The sequence below is a fragment of the Streptomyces sp. 3211.6 genome, from assembly GCF_003634815.1.
Classification (GTDB): domain Bacteria; phylum Actinomycetota; class Actinomycetes; order Streptomycetales; family Streptomycetaceae; genus Streptomyces; species Streptomyces katrae_A.
On record NZ_RBXC01000001.1, the window covers coordinates 2,753,945 to 2,779,479 of the forward strand.

At 72.3% G+C, this 25,535-nt stretch carries 11 protein-coding genes; 5 read left to right on the top strand and 6 right to left on the bottom strand.

Going from position 1 to position 25,535, the window contains the following annotated elements; translation table 11 throughout:
* The gene (locus BX286_RS12725; RefSeq protein ID WP_121014995.1) at positions 1-13,800 is read right to left on the bottom strand and encodes a type I polyketide synthase; all 13,800 of its coding nucleotides are present in this window, start codon (positions 13,798-13,800) and stop codon (positions 1-3) included.
* A 261-nt stretch (positions 13,801-14,061) separates the two neighbouring features.
* Here BX286_RS12725 and ccrA point away from each other — a divergent pair, with 261 nt between their 5' ends.
* Genes ccrA through BX286_RS12740 form a run of 3 tightly spaced genes read left to right on the top strand, consistent with a single transcriptional unit; the run spans position 14,062 to position 17,248 of the window.
* Positions 14,062-15,384, top strand: coding sequence for a crotonyl-CoA carboxylase/reductase (gene ccrA / locus BX286_RS12730; RefSeq protein ID WP_398898445.1), 1,323 nt, complete (start codon positions 14,062-14,064; stop codon positions 15,382-15,384).
* Positions 15,385-15,386: 2 nt separating this feature from the next.
* Positions 15,387-16,391 (top strand): 3-oxoacyl-ACP synthase III family protein, encoded by a 1,005-nt coding sequence (locus BX286_RS12735; RefSeq protein ID WP_079426692.1) that lies wholly within the window; start codon positions 15,387-15,389, stop codon positions 16,389-16,391.
* Positions 16,388-17,248 (top strand): 3-hydroxybutyryl-CoA dehydrogenase, encoded by an 861-nt coding sequence (locus BX286_RS12740; RefSeq protein ID WP_079426695.1) that lies wholly within the window; start codon positions 16,388-16,390, stop codon positions 17,246-17,248. The genes BX286_RS12735 and BX286_RS12740 overlap by 4 nt, the downstream gene beginning before the upstream one ends.
* 13 nt (positions 17,249-17,261) lie before the next feature.
* On the opposite strand, the gene BX286_RS12745 is transcribed toward BX286_RS12740, so the two are convergent.
* Positions 17,262-17,684, bottom strand: coding sequence for a MarR family winged helix-turn-helix transcriptional regulator (locus BX286_RS12745; protein WP_079431707.1), 423 nt, complete (start codon positions 17,682-17,684; stop codon positions 17,262-17,264).
* A gap of 421 nt (positions 17,685-18,105) precedes the next feature.
* Between BX286_RS12745 and BX286_RS12750 the strand changes: the two genes are divergently transcribed.
* Positions 18,106-20,946, top strand: a complete 2,841-nt coding sequence (locus BX286_RS12750) for an AAA family ATPase (RefSeq protein ID WP_079426698.1) — start codon at positions 18,106-18,108, stop codon at positions 20,944-20,946.
* Positions 20,947-21,052: 106 nt separating this feature from the next.
* Here the strand turns inward: BX286_RS12750 and BX286_RS12755 are convergent, their stop codons facing one another.
* The 3 genes from BX286_RS12755 to BX286_RS12765 all read right to left on the bottom strand — a co-directional run bounded on the left by BX286_RS12755 (position 21,053) and on the right by BX286_RS12765 (position 22,941).
* Positions 21,053-21,259, bottom strand: coding sequence for a ferredoxin (locus BX286_RS12755; protein ID WP_079426700.1), 207 nt, complete (start codon positions 21,257-21,259; stop codon positions 21,053-21,055).
* Between the two features lie 2 nt (positions 21,260-21,261).
* Positions 21,262-22,437 carry a cytochrome P450 gene (locus BX286_RS12760; RefSeq protein WP_079431708.1) on the bottom strand — a complete coding sequence of 392 codons (1,176 nt, stop codon included), beginning with the start codon at positions 22,435-22,437 and terminating at the stop codon, positions 21,262-21,264.
* Between the two features lie 123 nt (positions 22,438-22,560).
* The gene (locus BX286_RS12765; protein WP_237292820.1) at positions 22,561-22,941 is read right to left on the bottom strand and encodes a cupin domain-containing protein; all 381 of its coding nucleotides are present in this window, start codon (positions 22,939-22,941) and stop codon (positions 22,561-22,563) included.
* Positions 22,942-23,199: 258 nt separating this feature from the next.
* Between BX286_RS12765 and BX286_RS12770 the strand changes: the two genes are divergently transcribed.
* Complete coding sequence (locus BX286_RS12770) at positions 23,200-24,768, top strand: MFS transporter (protein WP_079426702.1); 1,569 nt, start codon at positions 23,200-23,202, stop codon at positions 24,766-24,768.
* Positions 24,769-24,788: 20 nt separating this feature from the next.
* On the opposite strand, the gene BX286_RS12775 is transcribed toward BX286_RS12770, so the two are convergent.
* On the bottom strand, positions 24,789-25,535 hold the full coding sequence (locus BX286_RS12775; RefSeq protein ID WP_121014996.1) for a 4'-phosphopantetheinyl transferase: 747 nt from the start codon (positions 25,533-25,535) through the stop codon (positions 24,789-24,791).

Here is a 25,535-nt window from a genome sequence, read left to right on the forward strand (position 1 = left end):
TCAGAGGTTCTCCATCCGTCGGGTGAGCTCGTCGAGCTCGCGCTGCAGAAGTTCTTCGGCGGAGGCGCCGTCCTGGCTGCTGGCCGCCTCGCGCGCCTCCGGCACCGGATCCGACCCCGGCTCCGGCTCCGGCTCCGGCCCTGGATCGGCACGATCCTCGACGAGGGGAAGCGCCATGTTCCGGGCGAGGAACGGCGCCATCTCGCGCACGGTGGGGTAGTTCCAGATCAAGGTGGCCGACAGCCGTACGCCCAGCTCGCGCTCCAGGCGGTTGCGCAGCTCCAGGGACATCACCGAGTCGATGCCGATGGAACGCAGCGGAACGTCGACGTCCACACGGGAGACCGACAGCCTGACGACGTGGGAGACGCTTTCCCGGATCACCGCCTCAAGGGCCGCGAGACGCTCCGGGCCGGCGGGCACGGACAGCAGGGAGGCCCGGACCCGGCTCGCGGAGGCGTGCTCAACGGATGGGCCGGCGCCCGCTTCCGGGGCGTCGGCCGGGGCAGCGGCCTCGGCGGCCCCCAGTCCGAGGGGCAGCCGGTCCCGTCCGACCACGCTCAGGCCGGTCACCTCCACGAGGAGGCGGCCGTCCGGTCCGAACACGGTCACGTCGACCTCGTGGCGCCGCGTTTCCTCGTCCCAGGCGCGCACCACCGCGTGCGCCCAGGCGTCGGGGCCCGGCCGGGAGTGCACGACCACGCCTCGTATGCCCGTGCTCAGGAGCGGGTGCTCCTCCCCCGCGCCCCACTTGGGGCCGAGCACCGGGGCCACCGCCGACTGCAGAGCCGCGTCCAGGAACCGGGGATGCACCTCGTGTCCGGCACCGGCGCCCCGGACGATGTCATCGGACAGGCGGAGCCGGGCCAGCGCCTCGCCCAGGCCTTCCTCGCCGCGCCAGATCCGCTCGATTCCCTGATAGGCCGGACCGTAGGAGGCGCCGCGCCCCGTCAGCAGCGCGTAGTACTCCTCACCGTCGATGGCCTCGCCCATACGGTCTGCGAGGACCGCTGGATCGCAGGGTGCCGCGGGCCGGTCCGCCTCGTCGGCCGGGACCACGACGGCGTCGGCGACCCGGACCATCCCGGACCCTCCGTCGTTCCGGGCGAAGATCTGCAGCGAGGAACGGCCCTCCTCCTCGACCAGAACGGCCTGCACGGACCGGGCCGCGCTGTCGGGCACCACGAGCGGTGCATGGAACGCCAGGTCCCGGACGGCGAACGCCGCCGCCTCCCCCGTGCCGGCCACTTCGAGGGCCGCCGAGAGCGCCATGTCGACGTAGGCCGCGCCCGGCGCCACGGCGGCACGTCCGATGCGGTGGTCACCGACGGATACGGTGGCGGCGTCGAACTCCCGTTGCCAGTAGTGCGTGCCGGGCTCCACGGCAGAGTCGAGGCGCGCCCCCAGCAGGGTGTGTTCGCCCGGGGCTGTCCGCGTGGTGGTCGCCACGGTGACCGCGCCGACGGTCCCGGGGTGCCAGTACCGCTCCCGCTGCCAGGGGTAGGTGGGCAGCTTGAAGGTGCGCTCGCCGAGCGTGAGCCCGGCGCTGTCGGTGATGGACGCACCGAGGGTGAACAGCTTGCCCAGCGAAGCGAGCAGGGTGGTGCGTTCGGGTTCGTGCCGGCGCATCGACGGGACGACGCCCGCTGTCGCGCCCACGTGCACCACGACCTGCTCCAGGGCAGGCAGCAGCACCGGGTGCGGACTCATCTCGAGGAAGGCCCGTACACCGTCGCCGAGCAGGCGGACGGCCTGGTCGGAAAAGAGGACCGGGCGCCGCAGGTTGTCCACCCAGTAGGCCGGCTCCAGGCCGGTGCCGTCGACGATGTCGCCGGTGACGGTGGAGTAGATGGGCACGCTCGCGCGCCCCGGGGTGATGCCCTCGAGTGCCCGGAGCAGATCCTCGCGCAGAGGATCCATCTGCGGGCTGTGCGATGCCACGTCCACCTTCACCCAGCGGCAGAAGACGTCCGTCGCCTCCAGGTTCTCCTTGACACGCTCCAGAGTGGGGCGGTCACCGGACAGGACGACGGACCTCGGGCTGTTGTTCACAGCGATCGACACCAGGTGTTCGTGGCCCTCCACAGCCTGCCGGGCCTCGTCGAAGGTCAGTTCGGCGGCCAGCATCGCCCCCTGGCCGCTGGTCCTGCGCAGCAGCTTGCTGCGCAGGCAGATCACCCTGGCCGCGTCGTCCAGCGACAGCGCGCCCGCGACGTACGACGCCGCGATCTCGCCCATGCTGTGTCCGATCACGGCGTCCGGCTCGATGCCCCACGAGCGCCACAGGGCGGCGAGGCCTACCGCGACGGCGAAGAGCACGGGCTGGACCACGTCGACCCGATCGAGGTGTGAGGACTCCTCACCGGCCGTGAGCTCGTCGAGGATCGACCAGTCGACGTAGGTGCGTGCGGCCGCGTCGCAGGCTCGTACCGCTTCCGCGAACACCGGCTCCCGGAGCAGGAGTTCCTGCCCCATGCCGAGCCATTGGGAACCCTGCCCGGGAAAGACGAAGGCGATCTTCGGCGGGGTGTCCACCGCCTGGTCCGAGGCCTGGAGGCCGGCGTCGGGGTCTGCGGCGCTGTGGCCGGCCAGCGCCTCGCGCAGTTCTGCCGGGGTGCGCACGACGGCGGCCAGCCGGTACGGCTGGGCGGTGCGCAGGGTGGCTTCGCGGACCAGGTCGGGGAGCCGGGCCGGCTCGTCGCCGTCCCGCGGCTCAAGGGCTGACGCCACTCGGCCCGCCAGCTCCCGCAGGGCCCGGGGGGTCTTCGCGGACAGCGGGAAGAGGTGGCTGTCCGTCTCCTCGGCCGGCTGCGGGGCCGCGGCAGGGCGGAGGGCGGCCGGTGCACCCTCCAGAACCACGTGGACATTGGTACCGCCCCAGCCGAACGCGCTGACGCCGGCCAGGGCAGGCCTGTCGGCGGGCCACGGTTCGAGCCGCTCGACCACGCACAGCCCCAGGTCGTCGAAGGCGATGTGGGGATTGGGTGTCTCGAAGTGGAGGCTCGGCGGGACCGCGCGGTGGCGCAGGGACAAGGCGGCCTTGATGAGGCCGGCGACGCCGGCCGCTGCCTCCAGGTGGCCGATGTTGGACTTGACCGATCCGATGAGCAGCGGTTCCCCGGGCGGGCGGCCCTGGGTAACGACGGCTCCCAGCGCGACGGCCTCGATGGGGTCGCCCAGGTGGGTGCCGGTGCCGTGTGCTTCCACGTAGTGCACGTCGCGCGGGTCCACGCCGGCACGGCGGTAGGCCTCGCGCAGCACCTCCTCCTGCGCCTCCGGGCTGGGCGCGGTCAGCCCGTTGCTGAGGCCGTCGTTGTTGGCGGCGCTGCCCCGGATCACGCAGTAGACGTCGTCGCCGGCGGCGAGCGCGCGGGACAGCGGCTTCAGTACGACGACGCCGCAGCCCTCACCGCGCCCGAACCCGTCGGCCCGTGCATCGAACGCCTTGCACAGGCCGTCCGGCGAGAGCCCGCCGAAGCTGGTCAGCGACAGCATGTTCGCGGGATTGAGCATGAGGTTCACTCCGCCGGCGAGGGCGGTGTCGGACTCGCCGGACCACAGGCTCTGGCAGGCCAGGTGGACGGCCAGGAGAGAGGAGGAGCAGGCGCTGTCGACGACCATGCTGGGCCCGCGGAGGCCGAGGGCGTAGGACAGGCGGTTGGCGACCATGTTGAGCGCACGGCCGGTCGCGGAGTGCGGGGACGGGGCGCCGGGAGCCAGCTCGGCGTAGTCGTGCCACACAGCGCTGGCGAACACGCCGGTACGGCTGCCCGTGAGCTTCTCGTTCGCGAGGCCGGCGTCCTCCAGCGCCTCCCAGGCGACCTCCATGAAGATCCGCTGCTGCGGGTCCATCTCCTGTGCCTCACGCGGGGAAATGCCGAAGAACAGCGGGTCGAACTCGTCCACCGGTGTGTCGAGCATCCCGGCTCGGGTGGGCACGGTCCCTCCGAACCCGGCGGGACCAGCAGGGGCGTGGGCACTGTAGGCGGGGTCCCAGCGCTCGGCAGGTACGGGCCGGACGGCGTCGGTGCCCTCACGCAGCAAGCGCCAGAACTGCTCAGGGCCTTCGGCCTGAGGGAACCGGCAGCCGATGCCGACGACGGCGAGGGGCTCGTGGCCTTCGCCCACGGCCGCGGCCGCGACCGGGGCGGCGGCGGGCTCGCTCACAGCCGGCACCGCGGCGTCGCCCAGGCCGCCGCGGCCGGCGGGACCGGCGGCCGCGGCGGGACCGGCCTCCTGGCCGGACTGCTCTGCCGTCGGGGCCGGAGCGGAAGCCTCGTCGCCGGGGTCCGGCAGCAGTCCGGTGAGCAGGCGCCGAGCGACGGCTGTCGGCGTCGGATTCTCGAACAGCAGCGTGGCCGGCAGTCGCAGGCCCGTGGCGGCGCTCAGCCGGTTGCGCAGCTCCACCGCGGCCAGGGAGTCGAAGCCCAGGTCCTTGAACGTCCGGGCGGCGCCCACCTCCTGCGCCCCGGAATGCCCGAGCACCACGGCGGCGTGGCCGCACACGAGGTCGAGCAGGTGGCGGTGCCTCTCGGACGCGGTCAGCCCTGCCAGCCGGCCGGCCAGGCCGGACGTACCGACGCCGGCACCCGTCTCCGGCGCGTGTTCCGTGGTCGCGGCACGGCGCCGTACGCGAGTACGGACGAGCCCCCGCAGCATCGGCGGTATCGCGTACGGGCCGTCGCCCGGATGCGGATCGGACAGGGTGAGGCGCACGGGGACGTAGGCCGCCCGGTCGCCCCTCAGCGCGGTGTCGAACAGGGTGAGTGCCTCGTCGGTGGCCAGGGGCAGGCTCCCGGAACGGGCGAGCCTGGCTATGTCCGCTGCCGTCAGGTGACCCGTCATCGCGCCGGCCTGGGCCCAGTAGCCCCAGGCCAGGCTGGTCGCGGGCAGGCCTCGTGCGTGGCGGTGTTCGGCGAGGGCGTCGAGGAACGCATTGCCGGCGGCGTAGTTGGCCTGGCCCGGAGTGCCCAGGATGCCCGCGGCGGAGGAGAACAGCACGAACGCCCGCAGATCGAGGTGCTCCGTCAGACGGTGCAGCTGCCAGGCGGCGTCCACCTTGGGCCTCATCACGCGGTGCAGCCGGCCGGGGGTCAGGTTGCCGACGGTGGCGTCGTCGAGGACGCCGGCGGCGTGGATGACGGCGGTCAGGGGGTGTTCGGCGGGCACGCCCGCCACGAGGGCGGCGAGCGCCTGGCGGTCGGTGATGTCGCAGGCCACGATGGTCACCGTCGCGCCGAGGCCGGTCAACTCCTCGTGGAGCTCCTGCGCTCCCTCGGCGTCGGCGCCGCGGCGGCCGACGAGCAGCAGGTGCTTCACTCCGTGCTCGGTGACCAGATGGCGGGCCGTCAGTGAGCCGAGCGCGCCGGTGCCGCCGGTGATCAGCACGGTGCCGTCCGGATCGGGCGCGGCGGGCAGGGTGAGCACCACCTTGCCGACGTGCCGGGCGCGGCTGACGTGGCGCAGGGCACGCGGCGCCTGGCGCAGGTCCCACGCCGTCACGGGCAACGGCTTGAGGGCGCAGGTCGCGAACAGTGCCATCAGCTCGGCCAGCATCTCCTGGATGGAGTCCGGGTTGAGGGCCAGCAGGTCGAACGGCGTGTAGGTGATGCCGGGGCGGGTCTCGGCGAGCTGTGCGGGGTCGCGCAGGTCGGTCTTGCCCATCTCCACGAACCGGCCGCCGTCGGCCAGCAGCCGCAGGGAAGCGTCTGTGTACTTGCCGGCCAAGGAGTTGAGGACCACGTCCACACCGCGGCCTCCGGTCGCCCGGCGGACGGCGTCCTCGAAGCCGAGGTCGCGGGACGACGCAAGGTGCTCGTCGTCCAGACCCAGCATCCTGAGGGTTTCCCACTTGGCGGGGCTGGCCGTCGCGAAGACCTCGGCGCCCCGGTAACGGGCGAGCTGGAGTGCGGCCATGCCGACGCCTCCGGCGGCGGAGTGCAGCAGCAGGGTGTCTCCCCGCCCGAGTGCGGCCAGTCGTACCAGACCGTAGTAGGCGGTCAGGAAAACGGCGGGGACGCTGGCGGCGCGGGCGAACGTCCACCCGCCGGGGAAACGGGTGAGGAGCCGGTGGTCGGCGATCGCGTAGGGGCCGACGCCCTCGGTGAACAGGCCGGTCACCCGATCGCCGGGGACCAGGCCCGGTACGCCGGGGCCGACCTCCTCGACGATGCCGGCGGCCTCCCCGCCCAGGTGTGCTTCGCCGGGGTACATGTCCAGGGCGATCATCGCGTCCCGGAAGTTGACTCCGACCGCTCGTACGGCCACCCGGACCTGTCCGGCCCCCAGCGGGCGGCGGATCTCCGGGGCTTCGGACAGGGCGAGCCCGTCGAGGCTGCCAGGCGCCGCGACGTCTAGCCGCCAGGTGCCGTCCCCGGCCGGCGGGACGAGGCCCGGGCCGGAGGAGGCCGGGACGAGCCGCGGGGCGAGCAGGGTGCCCTCGCGCAGGGCGATCTGGGATTCGCCGAGGGCCACAGCCGCGGCGAGGGCCGCCGTCGGCAGCACCTCCGGCGTCGTCGACGCGGAAGCGTCCTTGCGCTCGCGGGCCAGGCCCCGGCGCGGGGCGGGCGCGGGGTCCAGGTCGAGCAGGAGGATCCGGCCCGGCTGCTCGGACTGGACGCTGCGTACCAGTCCCCACGCGGCGGCACCGGGCAGGTCGTGGACGCCGTCGTCCGTACCGGTGGCCACCGCGCCGCGGGTGAGCACGGCCAGGCGGCTGTCGGCGAACGCGGGCTCGGCGAGCCACTCCTGGATCAGACCCAGCAGTTCCCCGGCCACCCGGTGGGCCCGGGCGGCCTCGCAGCTTTCCTCGTGGGGGGCCGTGCAGGAGACCAGGAGCACCTCCGGGACGGGGGTGCCGGCGGTGACCGCCGCCCGCAACGTCGCCAGGTCCGGATGGGCGGGCAGGCCGTGTGTCCCGGGGGCGGCGGGTTCTCGCACACCGCGGGTGAGGAGTGCGGCCGAAAGGGGTGCCGCGTCCCGCGGGAGCGGCACGCTGCTCCAGTCGAGGCGGAAGAGCATGTCCTGGCCCGGGTTGCGGACGGGGGCGAGTTCGCCCGCGCTGCCCGCGCGCAGGCTCAGCGAGGCGGCCGTGGCCACCAGGGCCCCGGCCGGGTCGACCGCGATGAGGCCGATCTCACCGGCACCGCGCCGGATGATGCGCACGCGCAGCCGGGTGGCGCCGACGGCGTGCAGGTGAAGGTCCGACCAGGAGAACGGCAGCAAGGGGCCGTCCGACGCGCCGGGTTCCGTGTCCGGCGCGACCAGCAGCGGGTGCAGGGCGGCGTCGAGCAGCGCCGGGTGGATGCCGTATCCGGCGGCGTCCGCGGGGCCGTCGCCCGTGCCGGGCAGGGCCACGTCGGCGAAGAGGTCGTCCCCGTCCCGCCAGAGGGCGCGCAGTCCCTGGAACGCGGGCCCGTACCCGTATCCAAGGGCTGCCAGCCGCTCGTACGCTCCGGTCAGGTCGACCTCCCGCGCGTCGGCGGGCGGCCAGGTTTCCGCCGGGGTCGATGGGGTCTCGGCCTCGGTCGACGGGATGACGGTACCGGTGGCGTGGCACGTCCAGGGCGTGCCGTCGGCGGCGTCGGCCGGGCGGCCGTGCAGGGCGACGGCACGGCGTCCGGTGGTCTCGCCCGTGGCCGGCGGCGACAGGACGATCCGGATGCGGACGGGGGCACCCCCGTCCAGGACGAGCGGGGCGTGCAGGGCCAGCTCCTCCAGGACGCCGCACCCTGCGACTGCTCCGGCGTGCAGGGCGAGTTCGGCGTGGGCGGTGCCCGGCAGCAGCACGGTGCCGAGAACGGCGTGGTCCGCGACCCAGGGGTGTGTGCGGGTGTCCAGCCGTCCGGTGAACACGAGAGTGCCGTCCGGCAGGTCGACGGCCGCCCCCAGCAGGGGATGGTCCGCCGCTGACAGTCCGGCCGGTTCCAGGCCGGCCTCGTGGCCGCTGTCGGAGTCCAGCCAGTAGCGCCGGCGCTGGAAGGGGTAGGTGGGCAGGTCGATCCAGGTGTCGGACGATCCCGCGGCCGTCAGGGCGGCCCAGTCCACATCACCTCCCCGGACGTACAGTTCGGCAGCGGAGGCCAGGAACCTGGCCATGCCGCCCTGGTCCCGGCGCAGGGTACCGACGGCGGTTCCCTCCACCGGCTCCTGGGCCCCGTTCCGCGAGCTGACGTCCGCGAACATCTCGTGGAGGCTCTGGACCAGCACCGGATGGGGACTGGACTCCACGAAGGCGCTGTAGCCGTCGTGGAGCAGCGCGCGCGCCGCCTCCTCGAAGCGGACGGTCTCGCGCAGATTCCGGTACCAGTAGGCGGCGTCCATGACGGTGGTGTCGGCGAGCCGCCCGCCGGTGAGGGTCGAGTAGAACGCGAGGTCGGCCTGACGGGGAGTCACCGGGGCGAGCAGCTCCAGCACCTGCTCCCGTATGGCTTCCACCTGGCCGGAGTGGGAGGCGTAGTCCACGGGGATCACCCGGGCGCGCACGTCGTCCGCCGTGCAGGCGTCGACGAACTCCCTGATGGCCTCCGGTGTGCCGGCGACGACGGTGCCGACGGGTCCGTTGACCGCGGCCACGTCCAGCGCTCCCTCCCAGGGCAGGAGCCTGTCGCGCACCTCGTCGGCCGGGAGGGCCACGGAGGCCATGCCGCCGGTCCCGGCGATCAGTGTGAGGGCCTGACTGCGCAGGGCGACGACGCGGGCCGCGTCGTCGAGGGACAGCACGCCCGCGACGGTCGCGGCGGCGATCTCGCCCTGGGAGTGGCCGATCACGGCCTCCGGGGAGACCCCTGCGGAGCGCCATACCTCGGTCAGGGAGACCATGACGGCCCACAGGAGGGGCTGGACCACGTCCACCCGGTCCATCGGCGGTGCGCCCGGAGCTCCCCGCAGCACCTCGACGGGCGACCAGTCCGCGTACCGGGAGAGTGCCTCGCCACAGGCGTTCAGGCGCTCCGCGAACACGGGGCTGGTCCCCAGCAGTTCGGCTGCCATGCCCGCCCACTGGGACCCCTGGCCGGGGTAGACGAAAGCGGTCCGGCCGGGCGCGCCCGGCGTACCCGTGACGACGCTCGCCGACGGGCTGCCGGCGGCGAGGGCCTCCAGGCCGTTCAGCGCCGCGTCGCGATCGTGCGCGAGCACGACGGCGCGGCAGTCGAGGGCGGTGCGGGTGGTGGCCAGCGCGTGGGCGAGCCGGCCGGGGGCCAGGCCTGGGTCGGCGGCGGTGAAGGCGTGCAGCTGTCCGGCGCGTGCCCGCAGGGCGGTTTCCCCGCGCGCCGACACCACGAGCGGGCGCACCTGGCCGTCGGCGGCGTGCGGGCCGGTCGGCGGCGCGGGCTCCGCGGCGTGTTCGAGCACGACGTGGGCATTGGTGCCGCTGATGCCGAAGGAGGAGACGGCGGCGCGGCGCGGACGACCGGACTCCGGCCAGGCGCGGGGTTCGGTCAGCAGCGAGACGGCCCCGGACGTCCAGTCCACGAAGGTGGAAGGGGCGTCGACGTGCAGGGTGCGCGGCAGCGTGGCGTGCTGCATGGCCATGACCATCTTGATCACGCCGCCGATGCCGGCGGCGGCCTGCGTGTGCCCGATGTTGGACTTCAGCGAACCGAGCCACAGAGGCCGGTCCCCTTCCCGCTCCTGCCCATAGGTGGCCAGCAGTGCCTGCGCCTCGACGGGGTCACCGAGACGAGTGCCCGTGCCGTGCGCCTCCACCGCGTCCACGTCGGCGGCGGTCAGCCCGGCGTCGGCGAGGGCCTCGCGGATCACCCGCTGCTGGGCGACGCCGTTGGGCGCGGACAGGCCGTTGGAGGCGCCGTCCTGGTTCACCGCCGAGCCGCGCAGCACCGCGAGCACCCGGTGCCCGTTGCGCCGGGCGTCCGAGAGCCGTTCGAGAAGCACCAGTCCGGCGCCCTCCGACCATCCCGTGCCGTCGGCCGCCGCCGCGAACGCCTTGCACCGCCCGTCGGGCGACAGCCCGCGCTGTTTGGCGAACTCCACGAAGAGGCCCGGTGTCGGCATGACGGTGACACCGCCGGCCAGCGCCAGCGAGCATTCGCCGGAGCTCAGGGAGCGGCTTGCCATGTGCAGGGCGACGAGCGAGGACGAGCAGGCGGTGTCCACGGTGAGGGCGGGTCCCTCGAAGCCGAACGTGTAGGCCAGGCGGCCGGAGGCGACGCTCGTGGTGGTCCCGGTCAGCGCGTATCCCTCGACGCCCTTGCCGTTCCCGTTCTGGTGCAGCCTCGGCCCGTAGTCCTGTGCCATAGCCCCGACGAAGACGCCGGTACGGCTGCCGCGCAGCGCGTTCGCGTCGAGTCCGGCCCGTTCCAGCGCCTCCCATCCGGTCTCCAGCAGCAGCCGCTGCTGCGGATCCATGGCGAGCGCCTCGCGCGGGGAGATACCGAAGAACGCGGGGTCGAACTCTCCCGCGTGGTCGAGGAACCCGCCGGCCCGGGCGTACGTCGTGCCGGGACGGCTGCCATGCGGGTCGTACAGTTCCTCCAGCCGCCAGCCCCGGTCGGCAGGGAAGTCTCCGACCGCGTCGGTACCGGTGCGCACCAGGTCCCACAGGGCCTCGGGCGAGTCGACCCCGCCCGGGTATCGGCAGGCCATGCCGATGACGGCGATGGCGTCGCCGTCGGCCTGCGGGTCCGCCTCCGCCGTGTTCCGGACCGCACGTTCCGCGTCCTGGGCCGGTTCTACCGCGGCTTCCGCGTCCCGTGCCTGCAACAGCACCTGGCTCATGTGCCGGGCCAGCGCGGCGGGAGTGGGGTGGTCGAAGACCACACTGCCGGGCCAGGTGACCCCGGTGGCCCTGCCCAGCCGGTTGCGCAGTTCGACGGACATCGCCGAGTCGAAGCCGAGGTCCTTGAACGTGCGTCCGGTGTGTGCGGCGTCCACCTCGCTGCGGCCCGATACGGCCGCCGCGCAGGTGCGCACGATCCTCAGCACGGCCTGCTCGGCGTCGGCGTCGGACAGCCCGGCCAGCCGGGCCAGCGGCGCTGGGGTCCTGCCGGCGTCACCGACGCCCGCGCGCGACGTGGGGCCTGCTTCCTCACGCGGCCCGTCGGTGACGGAGACCGATGTGGCCGTCCGCACGTCCGGCGCCCAGGGGGCCGCCGCGTCCGCAGCGTCCGCGGAAACCCAGTGTCGGCTGCGCTGGAAGGCGTACGCGGGCAGCGGTACGCGTCTCACCGCGCAGCCCTCGAACGCCGCCGCCCAGTCGACGCGCACCCCGCGGACATTGGCCTCCGAGGCGGACCGCAAGAACCGGGCCGGGCCGCCCTCGCCACGCCGCAGCGTGCCCAGGGTGACGGCCTCCACGCCGAAGTCCTCGCAGACGTCCTGCGCGCCGGGCGCCAGCACGGGGTGGGAGCTGGACTCGACGAACACCCGGTAGCCGTCGGCCAGCAGCGCCCGCAGCGCCCCGTCGAAATCCACGGGCTCGCGGGCGTTGCGGTACCAGTACCCGGCGTCGAGGTGCGTGCCGTCCACGGCGGCACCCGTCACCGTCGAGTACACGGGCAGAGTGCCCGGCCGGGGCTTGACCGGCGCCAGCATCTCCAGCAGCCGTTCCCGCAGCGGGTCCACCTGCGCGCAGTGCGAGGCCACCGTGGAGGGCACGATCCGCGCGCGCACGTCGTCGGCGGCGCAGGCCTCCACGAAGTCTGTCAGCGCTGCCGTGTCGCCGGCCACCGTCACGGCGCGGGGCCCGTTGACGCCGGCCACATCGAGCCGTCCCCCGAAGTCCGCCAGCCGCTCTCGCACCTCCCCCACGGGCAGCGCCACCGAGGCCACCGCGCCGCGCCCGACGAGTTCCTCCGCGAACAAGCGGCTGCGCAGCACGACCACGCGCACCGCATCCTCCAGGGTCAGCGCGCCCGCGACGTACGCCGCCGCGATTTCGCCTTGTGAGCTGCCCACCACCGCTGCGGGCTCGACGCCGAAGGAACGCCACAACTCCGCGAGGGACACCATCACCGAGAACAGCACCGGCTGCAGAATCTCGATGCGTTCCAGCTCGGCCGCGCCTGCGGGCTCCCGCGAAGCGCGCAGCACATCGATCACGGACCAGCCAGCCAGTGCCGCCACCGCCTGGTCGCAGGCCCGCATCCGCTCGGCAAAGCGCGGTGCGCCGTCCAGCAGTTCCACGGCCATCCCGGCCCACTGGGTGCCTTGGCCGGGGAAGATGAACACGGCCTCGCCGCGGTCCGCCGCCTGGGGCTCGGCGCCGTCCACCAGGTTCACGGCCGGTTCCCCGTCGGCCAGTGCCGCCAGGGCCCGCAGCAACTCCTCGCGGTCGCCGCCGAGGGCAACAGCCCGGCAGCCGAACGACTCGCGGGTGGTGGCCAGCGACCATCCGACCTCCGCCGCGGTCACCTCGGGCCGCTCGTCCAGGTGGTCGCGCAGACGGGCCGCCTGTGCCCGGAGCGCGGCTTCGTCCCGGCCGGAGAGCGGCCAGGGAACGGTGCCGGGTTGCGGGGCGGAGTCCGCCGGGGCGGCGACCGGCCGGGGGTGCGGCTCGGCCACCACGACATGGCAGTTGGTGCCCCCTACCCCGAACGAGCTGACACCCGCGACCAGCGGCCGGTCCGTGGCCTCCCAGCGCCGCGCCCCGGTGTTGACCCGCAGTCCCAGCTCGTCCAGCGGGATCGCGGGATGAGGCGTCTCGAAGTTGAGGCTGGCGGGCAGGGTGCGGTGACGCAGGGCGAGCAGCGTCTTCAGCAGTCCGGCGATGCCCGCGGCAGCCTCCAGGTGACCGATGTTGGTCTTCACGGAGCCCACCAGCAGAGGGTTGCTGGCGTCGCGGCCCGCGCCCAGCACGGCCCCGAGGGCCGCGGCCTCGACGGGGTCTCCGACCCTGGTGCCGGTACCGTGCAGCTCCACGTAGTCCACGTCGCCGACGGGGGTGCCGGCGCGCTCGTACGCCAGCCGGATGACCTCTTCCTGGGCGACACGGCTGGGCACGGTGAGGCCCGCTCCCCCGCCGTCGTTGTTGACGGCGCTGCCGCGGATCACCCCGTGCACGGGATCTCCGTCGGCGAGGGCGTCGGCGAGCAGTTTGAGTACGACGACACCGCCGCCCTCGCCGCGCACGTAGCCGTTGGCCCGCGCGTCGAAGGTGAAGCAACGGGCGTCGGGGGACAGTCCGCCGAAGCGTTCGGCGATGGCCAGGCTTTCACGGGCGAGGTTGAGCTGCACCCCGCCGACCACGGCGAGCCGGGCCTCGCCACTCACCAGGCTGCGGCAACCCATGTGCACCGCGACCAGCGAGGACGACTGTCCGGCGTCGACCGTCATGCTGGGCCCGCGCAGTCCCAGCGCATAGGAGACGCGGTTGGCGATGAGACTCCGGTGCAGGCCGGTGAGCGAGTGCTGGGTGACGGCCTGCGGGCCGCCGCCGTGCACGAGGCTGGCGTAGTCGCTGCCGATGGCGCCGAGGTAGACCGCGGTGGCGCTGTCGACAAGCGTCCCCGGCACGATCCCGGCCTCTTCCAGCGCCTCCCAGCTCAGCTCGAGCATCAGCCGTTGCTGCGGGTCCATGGCCGCGGCCTCGCGTGGCGAGATGCCGAAGAACTCGTGGTCGAACAGGTCTACACCCTCGACGAACCCGCCGCGCGGAGAAGCGCCGGCGGCACGGTCCGCGGGGCGCGCGACGATGGCGCTCTCACCGTCGGCGAGCAGCCGCCAGAACGCGTCGATACCGGGAGCTTGAGGGAAACGGCAGGCCATTCCCACGACCGCGACCGCCTCGTCGCCCTGGCCCCCTACGCCACTGGACCGCTCGCCGTTCTGCGTTGGAATCATCGCCGCCCCCTCGAAACGTCCTGGTGGCGAACCTAGGACAGGGGGTGCAGCGGCCCAACCCCTTCCTTCGTATCCCCTAGCCGGACGCGGAAGCCCCTACACATCCCCTAGCCGGACCGCGGGCCGTGGCCTTCGCGATCGGCTAGTGGAACGCTCGAGCCTGCTTGCCTGGGCTCACTTGAGGACCTCGACGGCCTTTCGGCTTCGGCGGCCTCGTTCGAGGACCAAGGACCAGTGAAGGAAGGGGTTCCATTGAGATCCATGGCTGAGGCTCTACTGGCGGGGGCGAGTCCCGACGAACTCGCCCGTACCGCGGTGCCGAAGAGTTTCACCGCCGCCCACACCCGTATCGAGGATGTGGGCATGTTCGGCGACGCCGCGGACAAGGACGTACGCAAGTCCCTGCATGTCGGCGACCTGCCCATGCCCGAGCCGGCCCCTGACGAGGTGCTCGTCGCGGTGATGGCCAGCTGCGTCAACTACAACACGGTGTGGTCGGCCACCTTCGAACCCATACCGACCTTCTCGTTCCTCAAGCACTACCAGGGCAGAGGACACTGGGAGAGCCGCCACGACCAGCCCTACCACGTGCTGGGATCCGACGCCGCTGGTGTGATCGTCCGGGTCGGGACGGGCGTGCGCCGCTGGAAGGTGGGCGACCATGTGGTCGTCAGCCCCGTTCAGGCGGACGACCAGGAAGCGGCCAGTCACGCCGACGGCATGCTCGGTGCCGAGCAGCGCGCTTGGGGGTACGAGACGAACTTCGGTGGTCTGGCCCACTACACGGTGGTGCGCGCCAGCCAGCTCATTCCCAAGCCCGCCCACCTGACGTGGGAGGAGGCGGCGAGCATCCCCGGCTGCGGAGGCACCGCCTACCGCATGCTGGTCAGCGACCGGGGCGCCCGGATGAAGCAGGGCGACGTCGTGCTCATCTGGGGTGCCTCGGGCGGTCTGGGTGCGTATGCGGTACAGCTCGTCCGCAATGGCGGCGGCATCTCCGTGGGTGTCGTCAGCTCGGAGAAGAAGGCGGAGGCGCTGCGCCGGCTCGGCTGTGACGTGGTGATCAACCGCGACGAGATCGGCATCGGCGACGACTTCGCCGACGATCCGTCCCGGGTGATCGAGGCGGGCAAGCGGCTCGGCCGGATCATCCGCCGGGAAACCGGCGAGGATCCGCACATCGTCTTCGAGTACGTCGGCCGGGCCACCTTCGGCATCTCGATGTTCGTGGTACGGCGTGGCGGCACGGTGGTGACCTGCGGGTCCAGCACCGGATACCGGCACGACTACGACAACCGCTATCTGTGGATGAAGCTCAAACGGATCATCGGAAGCCACGGCGCCAACCTTCAGGAACAGTGGGAGACCAACCGTCTGGTCACCATGGGACGGCTCATGCCGGGCCTGTCCGCGGTCTACCCGCTGCACGAGATAGGGGAGGCCGCGCGCATGGTGCAGACCAACCGGCACATGGGCAAGGTGGGAGTCCTGTGCATGGCGCCGGAGCGCGGCCTCGGCGTGACCGATCCGGAAACGAGGGCGAGGATCGGCGAGGACCGGCTGAACCCGCTGGGGGGTGAGTGACCATGTTCAACCAGTCTGTGGGCATCCTGGGAACGGGCTCGTACCTGCCGGAGCGGCGCGTCCTCAATGACGAGATAGCCCCGGCCTTCGGCGTGGAGCCGGAGTGGATCGCCCGAAGGACGCAGATCCGCGAGCGACGCTACGCCGAACCTGGCGACGCCGCCTCCGACCTGGCGGTGCGGGCCGCGCACGTGGCGCTGGAACGCGCGGGGGTGCCCGCGGAGCGCATCGACTACATCATCGTCTCCACGGCCACGGCCGACACCCCGTTCCCTCCGACGGCCGCGCTGGTGCAGAACGCGCTGGGCGCCCGCCGCGCCGCCTGTTTCGACATCAACATCGGTTGCAGCGGTTTCGTCTACTGCATCGGCCTCGCCCGCGCGATGGCTGCGGTATCCCCCGGTTCGTACGCGCTGGTCCTGGCCGCCGAGGTGTTCTCGCGGTTCATCGACCCGGCCGACCGGGGGACCTCGGTGCTGCTGGCGGACGGCGCGGGCGCGGCGGTGGTGGGCCCCGTCCCGGCTTCCACCGGGATCATCGACGTGGACCTGCGCACCCACGGCGAAGCCCACGACCTGCTGGTCATCCCGGCCGGCGGCAGCAGGAACCCCGCTTCCCCGCAGACACTGGCCGAGGGCGGGCACTACCTGAAGATGCGCGGGCGCGACGTGACGGACTTCGTCCTGTCCAACGTCCCGGGCGCTGTCGGTGACCTGCTGGACCGGACCGGGGTACGCCCGCACCAGGTGGACCACTTCATCCCGCACCAGGCCAACGGCGTGATGCTGGAGACCCTCGTCGAGCGCTGCGGCCTGGTCAAGGCCCGGACACATCTGACGCTGGAGCAGTACGGAAACGTGGGCAGCGCCTCCGTCGCCATCACCCTGGACCAGGCAGCGAGCTCGGGCGCACTGGCCGAAGGCGACATGGTGCTGCTGGCCGGTTTCGGCGGCGGCATGGCACTGGGCAACTGCCTGATGCGCTGGTCCGGGCCGGTGGCCCGATGAGCGCGATCGCGCGGGTGGGAGTCGTCGGCTGCGGGCTGATGGGGTCCGGCCTGGCAGAGGTGAGCGCCCGGGCGGGCTGTGACGTGCGGGTGGTGGTCTCGCGGGAGGCGTCGGTCGCGGCGGGCCGCGAGCGGGTCACCCGATCGCTGGACACGGCGGTGGCCCGGGGACGGCTCACCGCCTCGGAGCGTACCGCCACGCTGGAGCGGATCTCCTTCAGCGCGGACCTGAAGGACCTGGCCGACCGGGAGTTCGTCATCGAGTCCGTCATCGAGGACGAGGCCGTCAAGCTGGAGCTCTTCGCCACGCTGGACGCGGTCGTCGAGGATCCGGAGGCCGTCCTGGCCTCGAACACCTCCTCCGTGCCCATCATGAAGCTGGCCCGGGTCACGAGCCGCCCCGCACAGGTGATCGGCACCCACTTCTTCAATCCGGTACCGGTGCTGGCCCTGGTGGAGGTGGGCTGCTCCCTGCTGACGTCGGAGCGAACGTACGAGCGCACGGAGGCGTTCATGTCCGGGCAGCTGGGCAAGGAGGTGGTCCGCTCACAGGACCGGCCGGGCTTCGTGGTCAATGCCCTGCTCGTGCCCTACCTGCTGGGCGCCATCCGGATGGTGGAGGCGGGGCACGCCCGGGCGGAGGACATAGACAAGGGCATGTCCCTGGGCTGCGCCCACCCGATGGGTCCGCTGCAGCTCGCCGACCTGGTCGGCCTGGACACCCTCGCCGACGTGGCGAGCGGCTTGTACGCGGAGTACAAGGACACGTCCTACGCCCCGCCTCCCCTCCTGTCCCGCATGGTCGAAGGCGGCCTCCTGGGCCGCAAGACGGGCCGTGGGTTCTACTCGTATCCGTAGCGGCTGTACCGCCTCACCACAGGGGGCGCAGCGGCGGGAGCGTGTCTCCGGCGAACTGCCGGATCAGCCTCGCGAGTTCGCGGCGCATGGATGTCAAGGCCTCGGGGTCGAGCTGGCTCGCCAGCTCGACCTCGAGACCGTAGAGGACCCGGCCGGCGGCAGCGAGGTGGTGCCGTGCCTTGTCGGTGAGGACCACGAGCTTGCGCCGCCCGCCTTCGGGGTGCGGCTCACGGCGCACGTACCCGTGCTCCTCCAGGAAGTCCACGATCTGCCCGGACGCCTGCTTCGTCACGCCGAGACGCTCGGCCAGCTCGCTGCTGGTGACCCCGCCCCCGTGCAACGCCTGGAACGCCATCCCGTGCACCGGACGCAGCTCACCGTAGCCCAGGGCATTGATCCTGGACACGAACTCTCCGTGCACCAGCTGGAACGCCATGCCGAGCAGGAACGTCAGGTCGGCGCCCTGGAGCGGGTCCTCCGGCGAGTCCGGAGCTGTCTGGGGCGGATGTTGGGGCGTCACAGATCAATCTTGACACAATTGGAGTCAAAAGAATTTACTCAAGGCACAGAGCAGATACGGGGGTATCGATGAAACTGCTGGCCGAGGGTGTGCCGTACCCAGGCACGGGCGCGGTACGGAACACAGACTCACCCATACGCACTTCTTGTCGCCGGAACCACACTTTGGGTGACATACGACACGCCGACAAATCCGATCTTTACGTTTCCCCCTCAGGCGGATCCGAACCATCCCGTTCGTTTTTACTGATGAGTCGCTTTTCGCGGGGCCAGTCTTGCGCGGAGCCACGGTCTGGCGGAATCCGGGCGTCCTCAGCATTCCGAGGGGGGGCGGCTCGATGACGGCAACGAGCCGTGCGAGCGAACTCGCCGCCCTGGGGGAGCTGCACACCGCTTCCCTGTCGGGAGAGGGCGGGACGGCCCTGATCACCGGGGTGACGGCCATGGGGAAGACGGCCCTGCTGCACACCTTCGAGGAGACGGCGGCCGCGTCCGGCGCCCTCGTGCTGAGCGCTTCGGCCTCGCTCGCGGAGCGCGGGCTGCCCATGGGAGTGATCAGCCAGCTCTTCAGCGGGCTGGCTCCGCGCACCACGTTCGCCGACCGGGTCGCCGGTCTGCTGGAAGCGGGCGCCCTCAGTGCCGCGGTGCACGGGCCGGACGACGGATCTCAGGGCCACGTGCCGGCGCCCGTCCTGCACCGCCTCTGGCAGACGGTGCAGGAGCTGGCCGCCCAGCATCCCGTCCTCATCACCGTGGATGACGTCGACCACGCCGACGCCACTTCCCTCCAGTGCCTGCTGTTCCTGATCCGCCGGATCCGTTCGGTACGCGTCCTGGTGGTCCTGACGGCGGGGGCGCGAACCCCCGGCGGCGAGCTGCCTCCCGCGGCGGACCTCTTCCGCGGCACCCGATGTACGGTCATCCCCCTCCTTCCGTTGACCCCGTCCGGGGTCGCCGCCCTGCTCGGTGCACACCTGGACAAGCGAACAGCGGAGGACCTCGCCCCTTCCTGCCACCGCATCAGCGGTGGCAGTCCCATGTTGGTGCGTGCTCTGCTCGAGGACTACCTCGCCGGCAACGGCCCCCGGCAGGGCGAACTCACGGTGGGCGACACCTTCAAGAAGACCGTGCTGAGCAGCCTGGGTCGTTGTCCGGCGGGAACTCTCGGCACCGCCCGGGCCCTCGCGGTGCTGGCCGACGCCTCCTCCTGCGGGCCCTTCCCGCCCGAGCTGCTGGGCGACATGCTCGGCATCCCCGCCGCTCCGGCAGCGCAAGCCCTGGACACGCTGCACGCGATCGGTCTGCTGAGCGACGGCCTGTTCCGTCACGAATGCGGCCGCCTGGCAGTGCTGGACGGGATACTCCCAGCGGAGCGGGCCCGGCTGCACGGCCGCGCTGGCGGGCTGCTCCAGGAAGCCGGGGCCCCCGCGACGCTCGTGGCCAGGCACCTCATCGCCGCCCAGCGGCTCCAGGCGCCCTGGGCGGTGCCTGTGCTCATGGAGGCGGCGGAGCGGGCGATGGAGGACAGCGACATCCCCTCGGTCATCTCGTTCCTGCGCGGGGCGCAGCGAGTCGCCAGGGACGCTCCCGACAGCCCGCGGCGCTCCGCGCTGCTGGCGGCACTGGCCCGGGCGGAATGGCAGGTGGATCCCGCGGCGGTGAAGCGGCACCTCGCAGAACTGGTACCGGCGGTCGCCGACGGCCGGGCCACCAGGCGCGACGCGATCACCACCATCGGCTACCTGTTGTGGCACGGCCGCCCCGAGGAGGCCGTCGAAAGCCTGAAGCACGTGGCCACGGACGCCCCGTCGTCCGACTCCGGCTCCCTGGCGGCGCTCGATGCCCTGCGGAGCTGGCTGGCGTGCGCCTACCCCGAACTCTTCGACGACACGACCGGCCGACCGGCCGGTACCTGGGAGGCGACCGCTGCCGGCCGCCACGAGCTGCGGTCGGTCCTGGCCCTGCTGAGGGTGCTCCGCTCGGACGGCGAGGAGAAGGCCCTGGACGACGCGGAGCGGGTGCTGCAGGACCTGCGGCTGAACGGCTCGACGCTACTGCCCGCCCTGGCCGCGCTCGGCACGCTGGTCTTCGCCAACCGGCTGCAACGCGCCGCTTCCTGGTGCGACTCCCTGCTGGAGCAGGCCGCAGCCAGTCGCACTCCCACCTCGCGCGCCCTGTTCGCCGGCGCCCGCGCGCTGATCGCCGTACGGCAGGGGGACCTGGCATTGGCCCGGGACCACGCGCGCACCGCACTCACACTGATCTCCCCGCAGAGCTGGGGCATCGCCTTGGGCCTGCCGGTCGCCGCGATGGTGCTGGCGTGTACCGAGATGGGCGAGCACGACGAGGCCGCGACCTATCTGGGCATTCCGGTCCCGGAAGCCACGTTCCGTACGCCGGCCGGGCTGCACTACCTGCACGCCCGTGGCCGGCACCACCTGGCCACGGGGCGTCCGCGCAGCGCGCTGAGCGACTTCGATGCCTGCGGGACGCTCATGACCCGTTGGGGGCTGGACTCGCCCGGAATCGTCCCGTGGCGGCTGTCCGCCGCGGCGGCCCATCTCGTCCTCGGCGGCAAGGACGCCGCCCGGTCGCTCGTCGGCGACGAGCTCGCCCGGCTGCACCCCGGCGACAGGCGGACGCACGGTGCCTGCCTGCGCATACTGGCCGCGACGAGTGAACCCGGCAGGCGTCCGGCCATCCTCAGGAAGGCGGCGGAGAAGCTGAGGACCGCCGGGGACCGGACAGAGCTGACCGCGACCCTTGCCGACCTGAGCCGGGCGCACCACATCCTGGGCGAGGAGGCCCGCGCCACGTCCCTGGCCCGGCAGGTGATCCATTTGGCACAGCAATGCGGCAACGAGACCCCGCTCCGGGGCAGTCTCCCGCACGGGCCCAAGGCCCGCATGGCGCCGCGCGTGCCGGGCTCCCGGCAGAAGCCCCACGCGCTCACCGGGGTCAGCGCCCCGATCGCCGAACTGAGCTTCGCCGAGCGCCGCGTGGCGCTGCTCGCAGCCCAGGGCCACAGCAACCGGGCCATCGCGGCGGAGCTGTTCGTCACCGTGAGTACCGTGGAGCAGCACCTGACCCGGATCTACCGCAAGCTCAAGGTACGCAAGCGCTCCCATCTGACGGTCGCCCTGCTGCGCCACCCGGCGCCCCAGACCTCCGGCGCCTGACCGTCCTCGAACACCGGACGGGTCCTCGTCCGCCCAGCACTGCGCCCCGCCGAGCGTCGCTCAGCGGGGCGCAGTGTTCCGTGCTGCGGACTGACCGGCGGCCGTGTCAGTCCTCGTGGACCGTCAGGGCCCGTCCCGGGCACAGATCGGCCACCTCGTGGAGTTCGTCCCCCAGGCCGGCGGGGGGCGCAGCCGACAGCAGGAGCACCCTGCCGTCGTGCTCGTCCTGGTCGAACACGGCGGGGAGGGAGCGGACGCAGTGCCCTGCCCCGACACACCGCTCGCGGTCGGCCTCCACCCGTACCCCGGTCATGCTCACCAGGTCACGGGAAGCGAGGCCATGCCGTACAGGATCCGCTGGAGGAAGGGCAGTTCCTCCAGCGGTGTGGCCAGACGCAGGCCGGGGACCCGGTCGAACAGCGTCTTGAAGACGATCTCCAGCTCCAGCCTCGCCAGGTTGGCGCCGACACACTGGTGGACCCCATAGCCGAACGCGACGTGCTGGCGCGGGTTCCGGTGGATGTCGAGCTTGTCCGGTTCCGCGAAGGCCGCCGGGTCCCAGTTCGCCGCCCCGCTCAGCGCGAGGACGCCCTCGCCCTCGCGGATGGTGACGTCTCCGACCTGTATGTCCGCGGTGGCGGTGCGGAAGGTCACCAGGTCGGCGATGCTGAGGTAGCGCAGCAGCTCCTCGACGGCCTGCGGGATGAGGCTTGCGTCCTCCACGAGCGCCGCGAGCTGGTCGGGGTGCTCCAGCAGGGCTGCGGTGCCGAGGGAGATCATGCTGGTCGTGGTCTCGTGACCGGCGTTGAGCAGCAGCTGCGCTGTGCTGACGACCTGCTGGGGGTCGTACTCGCCCTCGCCGAGCTCCTTGTACTTGACGATCAGGCGGCTCAGGAGGTCGTCGCCGGGCTCCTGCTCCTTGGCGGCGACGAGCTTGCCGAGGAAGATCCGCGTCTCCATGATGGCCGCGCCGACCTCCTGCGGGGTGCTCTTCTCGCCGAACACCACGGTCCCGAACCGGTAGAAGGTCTCCCGGTCCTCGTAAGGCACGCCCAGCAGCTCGCAGATCACCAGCGCGGGTACCGGCCGGGCCAGGACGTCCACGAGGTCCGCGGGGCGGTCGCAGGCCAGCAGCGCGTCGATCCGCTCGTCCACGATCTCCTGGATGCGCGGGCGCAGAGCCTGGATCCGCTTCACCGTGAACTCGTTGATGACCAGCCGGCGGTGGGCGGTGTGTTCGGGCGGGTCCATCACGAGCATAGAGCGCATGGCGCCCTCGAGGGCCGCCGGCGGGATCGGCACGAGCTGCGGATTGCCCGGCAGGCGGCGGTCGGAGCTGATCCGGGGGTCGGCCAGGACCTGGCGCACCAGCTCGTGGCTGGTCACCATCCAAGCGGTCTTGCCGTTCGGGAGCTTGACGCGGGACACCGGCTCCTTGTCACGGATTTCGGCGTACTGCTCCGGTGGGGCGAACGGGCAGCTACGGGGCATCGGAAAGGACTGCAGGTCTGGTGCGGTGTCGGTCACGGTTTCCCCCTGTTGGATTGCGCGGAGCTGTCCTGGTAAGGCATGCGGGGCGCCGCTGACAGAGCAGCGGCGCCCCAGCTGGGTGGGCTAGAGGGCCCAGGGCAGCGGGTGGCGCTCGTCGCTGCCGGGGACGCCCGCGCGGCCGCCGGCGGCCATGGCGACCAGAGCCTGGGCGGTCTCGCCGATGGCCTGGAACTGGCGCGACGCGTTCGCCGGGATGACGACGGCCTGGCCAGCGGAGGCCTTCTGGGTCTCACCGTCCACGGTGAAGGAGAAGGTGCCCGCGATGGGCATCCACACCTGGTCGCGGTCGATCAGGTGCAGCGGAGCCTCGAAACCGGGGTCCATCTGGACGCGCCAGGTGCACACCTCGTTGCTGCCCTGGCTGGGAGCGGCGAGACCGGCCGCGACACCCGCCGGCGTCCTGTTGGTGCGCTCTTCCGTCTCGCTGATGAGGTGCATGGGCATGAAGACATCTCCTGAGTCAGTTGGCTTTACTCGCTTGAGAAAACCCTATTTCCCGAGGCCTGTCAAGCGCCACCGGAGCGGCAGTGGAGCCTCTTGACGACAGCAAGACAAGCAGCTTTACTCGGTGCGAACGACGCCTCCGCCACGGGTCGAACAAACGCTCAACCCGGGCCGCGGGAACCGGCGGGTAAACCACAGAGAAACCCCAAGAAGCCGTTTCTCGGACAGCTTCCAGGAAGAATTCAGCGAGGGCATTAAATGAATCCCGAAGTCAGTCCGGGGCGCCGACGGCTTATTTTGGTGGTGCTCGCCGTGACAGGCCTGGTGGTCGTCATGGATCTGACCATCCTGAACGTCGCCCTGGCCACGATCCAGGAGGACTTGGCCACCACCACCGCGGGCCTGCAGTGGGCCCTGGACGCCTACCTGATCACGTTCGCGGCCTTCATCTTCACCGGCGGCGTCACCGCGGACCGCTTCGGACGGAAGAAGATCCTCATCGCGGGGATGCTCGTCTTCGGCGTCGCGTCGGTCCTCGCCGCGTATTCCGGCAGCATCACCGAACTGATCATCTGGCGCGCCGTCATGGGTATCGGCGCCGCCACCGTTCCCACGGTCACGCTGGCCATTCTGATCAACGTCTATCCGCCGGCCGAGCGCCCCAAGGCCATCGCCGGCTGGGCGGGCACGGCCGGTATCGCCACGGTGGTCGGTCCGCTCGTCGGCGGCCTGCTGCTCCAGGTCTCCTGGTGGGGTTCGGTCTTCCTCATCAACGCGCCGCTCATCCTGCTCGGCATCGCGCTGATCGCCTGGCTCGTCCCCGAGTCCAAGAACACCCTCAACAAGACCTTCGACCCGGCCGGTGTGGTGCTGTCCGTCGCCGGTGTCGGCGTACTGGTCTACGGCCTCGTGAACGGCGGCGAGAAGGGCGAGTGGCTGGCCCTGGGCACCGTGGGGCCCATCGCCGCCGGCATCGTGCTGCTCGGCCTGCTCGTGTGGGTCGAGGGCCGGCTGACGGTGCCCGCCCTCGATATGAGCCTGCTCAAGGACAGTCGGTTCTCCGCCGGTACGTTCTCCATCGCCCTGGCGTTCTTCGGCCTGATCGGCTCGCTCTTCGTCACGGCGGTGTACTTCCAGTCGGTGCACGGCTACCGGCCCCTGGAGGTCGGCGCGCTGATGCTGCCGATCGGCGTGGGCGGGTTCTTCATGTCGCAGCGCTGCCCCGCACTCATCGCCCGGTTCGGCGCCGGCCGGGTCGTGGCCTGCGGGGCGACCGCCATGGCCGTCGCCTTCGTCTGCTTCGCCTTCGTGGACCACAGCACCTCGTTCTGGGTTCTGGCCGTGATCCAGCTGATCCTGGGCCTGGGCTGGGGCGTGATCATGACGCCTGCCACCGCTTCGCTGATGTCCGCCGTCCCGCCGGTCAAGGCCGGAGCCGGCCAGGCCGTCTCCCAGACCGTCCGTCAGGTGTCCGGTGCCCTCGGCGTCGCGGTGATCGGCAGCCTGCTCGGGGCCTCGTACCGGTCCGGCCTCGGTAGCGCGGCGGACGTCCTGCCGACCGAGCTGCGCGAGGAGGCCGCCGGTTCCGTCGGAGCCACGCTGCGGGCTCTGGGAACGGCCGGTGACAAGGTTTCGGCCGCCGACGCGGAAGCCCTCAAGCAGCACGCGTTCGACGCCTACCAGTCCGGCATGCAGGTGACCATGCTGATCTCCGCCGTCATTGCGCTGGCGGCCACGGTCGTGGCACTGCGCTGGCTGCCCGGCAGGCCGCCGCAGGCTGCGGCCACCGCGCCCGCCGGGGCCGCGCCCGCGACCGCCCAGAAGTAGCGGACACGGCAGAGGTCCCCTCACCACGGCTCGTCGCCCCCTTCCCCCGGGAGGGCGACGAGCCGTTCCCCGTGGACAGGCGCGCTCGGCCCGGGCAGGACGACGGCGGTGAGCACGAGCCCGAAGGCGACCAGCCAGCGCCCCTTCAGGACGGGCGGCAGGCCGCGGGACGGACGGAGCAGGGAGACGGTCAAGAGCCCCGCACCGGGCGTCAGCGCGGTGACGGCCACGGACGCCTCCTCGAAGCCCAGCCAGCCACGCTCCAGTGGGTACCAGACCTTGAACACCGACTCCTTCGCGCTGAACAGCAGCCGGTCCCAGTGCACCTGGGGCTCCCGGCGGGCGAGCCCGGCCAGCCGATCGAGCTCCTCCGGGCGCGCCACCGTCTCCAACACGCCGGCCGACAACGGCCGGTGCGGCTCCGCATCGATGCCGATGCCCGCGATGCCCGCCCCCCTGGCCGCACCCGGGGCGAGTGCGACGGCAGCCGCCCGGTACCCCGCGCAATGAGTGAGGCTGCCGACCACCCCGTCCGGCCACTGCGGCGCGCCGGCCGCGTCGGACCGCAGCGGCGCCGCCGACGGCCGCCCGAGGGCTGTGAGGGCCTCCCGGGCACAGAAACGGGTGGTGGCGAACTCGCGGCGGCGCGACGGCACGGCGCCGCGTACGGCCTGGAGCTCGCCGGCCGACAGCGGGGCCTGCGACTCGGGCAGGTCGCGGAACGCCTCGGCCGTGGCGACCTCGGCGGGCAGGATGACTCCGAGCAC